Here is a 4314-nt window from a genome sequence, read left to right as displayed (position 1 = left end):
AAGAGACATCCCTAACCCTCCCCTTGTAAAGGGGAGGGAACTGGATTTTTATTGTTTCCCCCCTTTACAAGGGGAAAGGGGGGTAGCAATGTGATGAAAATTACGGAATAACACTTTTCAAACATCCTCTAAAGTAAATTGGGGATTTTTAGTCATCAAAAGACAACTTTTGCTATTAGACTGGGAATTGATTCCCAGGCGGGCTATGAGTTTTACGTTAAGTTGACACCAATGAAGCTCTTGCTTTACCCCTACCTTTAGAATCAAACAATCAAGCCGTTTTGAGTATACACCGTAGCCAAAGCATCGGGGGATTAAGAGGGGTAATTTGACACGGCAATGAAACACAGGAGATAATGAATCATGTATCAAAGTGAAGCACCTCCGCAGAAAAACCTGCCCACCATGTATGATTTACCCAGTGAGGATATTGATGAAGAATTAGACTCCACAATTCATCCCCGTCCACCATGGGAAACCATGCCCACGATGTATGATTTACCTAGTGAAAATCCAGAGGAGCCAGGTTTGCCAGACGAATTTCATGATTTTCAACCGCAATTATTACGGGAAACTTGTCAATCTCCCGTTTATCCCAAAGAGGAAATGTTCATTGGTACGGATTTAAACTTATACTATGATGGTCGTCATTATTCATGGTATAAAAGACCTGATTGGTTTTTAGTCTTAGGTGTAGCTGCTTCCGAAAAACAAGAAGATATGCGGTTGAGTTATGTAGTTTGGCAAGAAGTAGTAGCTCCATTTTTAATAGTGGAATTATTATCGCCAGGTACAGAAGCAGAGGATTTAGGACAAACATTAAGAAGCGCGAATAAACCACCGACAAAATGGCAAGCCTATGAACAGTATTTGCGATCGCCCTATTATGTGATCTTTGATAGATATGAAAATCGCCTCCGAGTATTTCAATTACGTGGCACAAAATATCAAGCAGTGGAACTGGTAGAACCAAAATTTTGGTTTCCTGAATTGGAATTAGGAGTAGGAGTTTGGTCAGGAAAATATCAGGATACAGAAGGTTTGTGGCTACGTTGGTATAATCAAGATGGTGATTGGATTCCTACTTTTGCGGAAAGAGCAGAACAGGAAAAACAACGAGCAGAACAGGAAAAACAACGAGCAGAACAGGAAAAACAACGAGCAGAACAGGAAAAACAACGAGCAGAACAGGAGAAACAACGAGCAGAACAGGAGAAACAACGAGCAGACAAACTAGCTGAGAAATTGCGGGCTTTGGGGGTGAATTTAGATGAAATTTAAAGAAAATTAACCGAAAAAAGTATTTCTGCTTGGCGATCGCATTCGTCAAATAGGATATTATGGAAAAAAACACCCTAATTAAGTAATTGGACAAAAATATTTACAGTCATTGCGAGCGAAGGGAAGCAATCACAACCCTGGCGATTGCTTCATTTCACTTCGTTCCATTCCCAATGACATTGTGTAATTAATTCTGTCTGACTACTTATCTTCCAAACCAATGTCAAATATCAATTAGGGGCGATCGCCGCTACAATTGAAAACTTCTTAGATCATCCTCAAGAATCGAAGGTTCTTTTTAGGAACTACGGTCGGTCAGAAACGGTAAGTTCTACCGAGATTGTCTGTGGAGCGGGCAAACAAGATTGGAAGTCATTCTAAGACCGCGATGAAGCAGGAAATAAACACTAAGATTATCGCTGTCCAGGTGTGTCTAGACTTTGGTAATTTTGGGTAAGTTTTATAGAACGGTGAGGTTAAATATGGAACTTTACAAATAATTAGGGCTTGCTGATAGCGTAGCGTTAGCCATATTTCAGGATGGGCGCAGTCCTGCGCCCCTACCTCCTGATAGCGCAGCGTGGCGTTAGCCATATTTCTAGCTCTCACAGACAACTTTTTCAGAAAACCCTATCCTATATAGAGTTGTGGCTAAACAATAATGACAGAAAACATTACCACAGAAAACAGCAATCAAACTCTAGAACAAAGAAAACAAGAGGCATTACAAACTGCCGCAAAATGTCGGCAAATTCTCCTAGAAAATGGAGCAAAAGAGGTAATATTATTTGGTTCTTTATCAGGAGAAAGTCCTTGGCATTGGCAATCTGATTTAGATTTGGCTGTGAGAGGAATGTCAGAAAAACAACAATGGGAAGCCTATTCTCTTCTAGAAAAAATCACACCTAATTGGTTGAAAATAGATTTGGTAGCATTAGAAGAAATCCCAGATTTTGTCCGTTCTCGCATTCTCAAAGAAAAACCCATGCCTACTAATAAATATTTAGCCCTAAAAACCCGTATTGAAGATGAGATGATAGCTTTAGAGCAGAATCGTCAAGCTTTAAAACAATTAATTGCTCAAGCAGAAACCATTCCAGAAATTGCTCTCACTCCTGCCTTATCCAGTTATATTTGTGATTTTTACACAGCTTGTGAGCGAATTAGCGAAAGAGTTGCTGTTACTTTAGATGGGGGAATGCCAAAAGCGGAAAATTGGCATGAACAACTATTGTTACAAATGGCAGAAATTGGTGGAGAAAATCGTCCTCCCTTATGGCAAGGTTCACTATTATTACAATTAAATGATTATCGCAAGTTTAGACATTTAGCCCGTCATAATTATAATCTGCAACTGCGAAAAGAAAGAGTATTAGAGTTAGCCCAACAAACAGAAGTAATTATAACAAAAATTCAACAGGCGATCGCTCTTTTTAACCAATGGCTAGAATCTCAAGTAAGAGACTTGTAAATTACTCCACTTAGTCCCCGATGCTTTGGAGGGAAACAAGAATTTAGTCTACTTCAGTAGACTTGAGCTATTAGACAGGGAATTAATTCCCTGGCTGGCGGATTATGGGATAATCAGAAAGATGTGAATAAAAGACAAACATAGACCACTGTAGCAAAAATCCAAGAGGCGATCGCTCTTTTTAATCTTCAGAACACTGAAAATTAATCTTGAGTCTACTTCAGTAGACTTGAGCTATTAGACAGGGAATTAATTCCCTGGCTGGGGAGATTATGAGATAATCAGAAAGATGTGAATAAAACCCAAACCAAAACTATCATAGCAAAAATCCAATAGGCGATCGCTCTTTTTAATAATTGGTTAGAATCTCAAGCACAAGACACATAAATTCACAATTATTCACCCATCTAAATGCCATCAATAAACAATATAATAAATTAACACTGTTAGCGATCGCACCTCACTATGACAGTTCTACAACTCCGTCCCCCCAATACCCTACCTCGAATCACCTGGGAAAAACTACCAGCAGATTTTCCCCTACCAGACGAACCCGTGGAAAATAACCTTCAACCCCTTCTCGCTGCCGCCCTCAGAGAATCTCTAGAACTGGCAGGATTAATTCTAGAATCAATGCTGATTGCCTCCAATTTTGGTTTATGTGCCACAGTGGATGACAAAACCATCGTCAAAGCACCTGATTGGGTTTACGTTCCTTCTGTCCACGCCCTACCGCTGGGAGAAATCCGTCGTAGTTACACTCCCCATAGCGAAGGAGAAAACCCAACCATTGTCATGGAATTTATGTCCGCAACCGAAGGAACGGAATATTCCATTAATTCTCATTATCCCTATGGAAAGTGGCACTTTTACGAACAAATTTTAAAAATTCCCACTTATGTGATTTTCCATCCCCAAACCGGAATTTTAGAAGTCCATAATTTGGTTAATGGTAAATACCAGCAAGAATCTCCAGATGAAAATCAGCGCTTTTGGATACGAGATTTAGACCTATTCTTGGGTGTATGGATCGGAAAAAAAGCCGAATTTGAGGGTTATTGGTTACGATGGTGGGATAAATCTGGAAATTTATTACTCTGGGGAGGTGAATTAGTTAATCAAGAACGTCAAAAAACAGAACAAGAACGTCAAAGAGCAGAACAAGAACGTCAAAGAGCAGAACAAGAACGTCAAAGAGCAGAACAGGCAGAACAAAAAGCTGCTAAACTAGCTGAAAGACTGCAAGCAATGGGTATTAGTTCAGAAGATATTTAGGCGTTGTTTTTAGTTTTGATAAACTATCAGTCTTGAATAAGATTTTGCCCTTTCAAACTGGTAGTTAGCGATCGCTCCTTAGTGTCAAATTTATTTTGACGGTAGTGCGGGCATCTTGCCCGCGTGAGCGAGACGCTCACACTACTTTCAAACTGGTAGTTAGCGATCGCCCCTTAGAGGGTGTTTGAAAAGTTATGGTTGATGTATCAAATATTTTTTACCCCACCCTAACCCTCCCCTTGTAAAGGGGAGGGAACTGGATTTTTATTGTTTCCCCCCTTTACAAG

At 39.9% G+C, this 4314-nt stretch carries 3 protein-coding genes; all 3 read left to right on the top strand.

All coding sequences use genetic code 11. The features are described 5' to 3' along the window. Positions 1 to 363 precede the first annotated feature (363 nt). The gene (locus tag IQ228_RS22115; RefSeq protein WP_193964447.1) at positions 364 to 1281 is read left to right on the top strand and encodes a Uma2 family endonuclease; all 918 of its coding nucleotides are present in this window, start codon (positions 364 to 366) and stop codon (positions 1279 to 1281) included. A 661-nt stretch (positions 1282 to 1942) separates the two neighbouring features. After that, a complete protein-coding gene (locus IQ228_RS22110) occupies positions 1943 to 2752 on the top strand; it encodes a nucleotidyltransferase family protein (RefSeq protein WP_193964446.1) in 810 nt (269 codons plus the stop codon). A 465-nt stretch (positions 2753 to 3217) separates the two neighbouring features. Then, positions 3218 to 4027: a DUF874 family protein gene (locus IQ228_RS22105; protein ID WP_193964445.1), complete on the top strand. Its 810-nt coding sequence runs from the start codon at positions 3218 to 3220 to the stop codon at positions 4025 to 4027. Positions 4028 to 4314: the final 287 nt, after the last annotated feature.

It is taken from the genome of Dolichospermum sp. LEGE 00246 (genome assembly GCF_015207865.1).
Classification (GTDB): domain Bacteria; phylum Cyanobacteriota; class Cyanobacteriia; order Cyanobacteriales; family Nostocaceae; genus Dolichospermum; species Dolichospermum heterosporum.
The sequence above is the reverse complement of the archived record's forward strand: the minus strand, read 5'-3'. Positions and strand labels throughout refer to the sequence as shown.

Coding starts and splice junctions, on each gene's coding strand:
- IQ228_RS22110 (WP_193964446.1), top strand. CDS start 1,943: ATGACAGAAAACATTACCACAGAAAACAGCAATCAAACTCTAGAACAA.
- IQ228_RS22105 (WP_193964445.1), top strand. CDS start 3,218: ATGACAGTTCTACAACTCCGTCCCCCCAATACCCTACCTCGAATCACC.
- IQ228_RS22115 (WP_193964447.1), top strand. CDS start 364: ATGTATCAAAGTGAAGCACCTCCGCAGAAAAACCTGCCCACCATGTAT.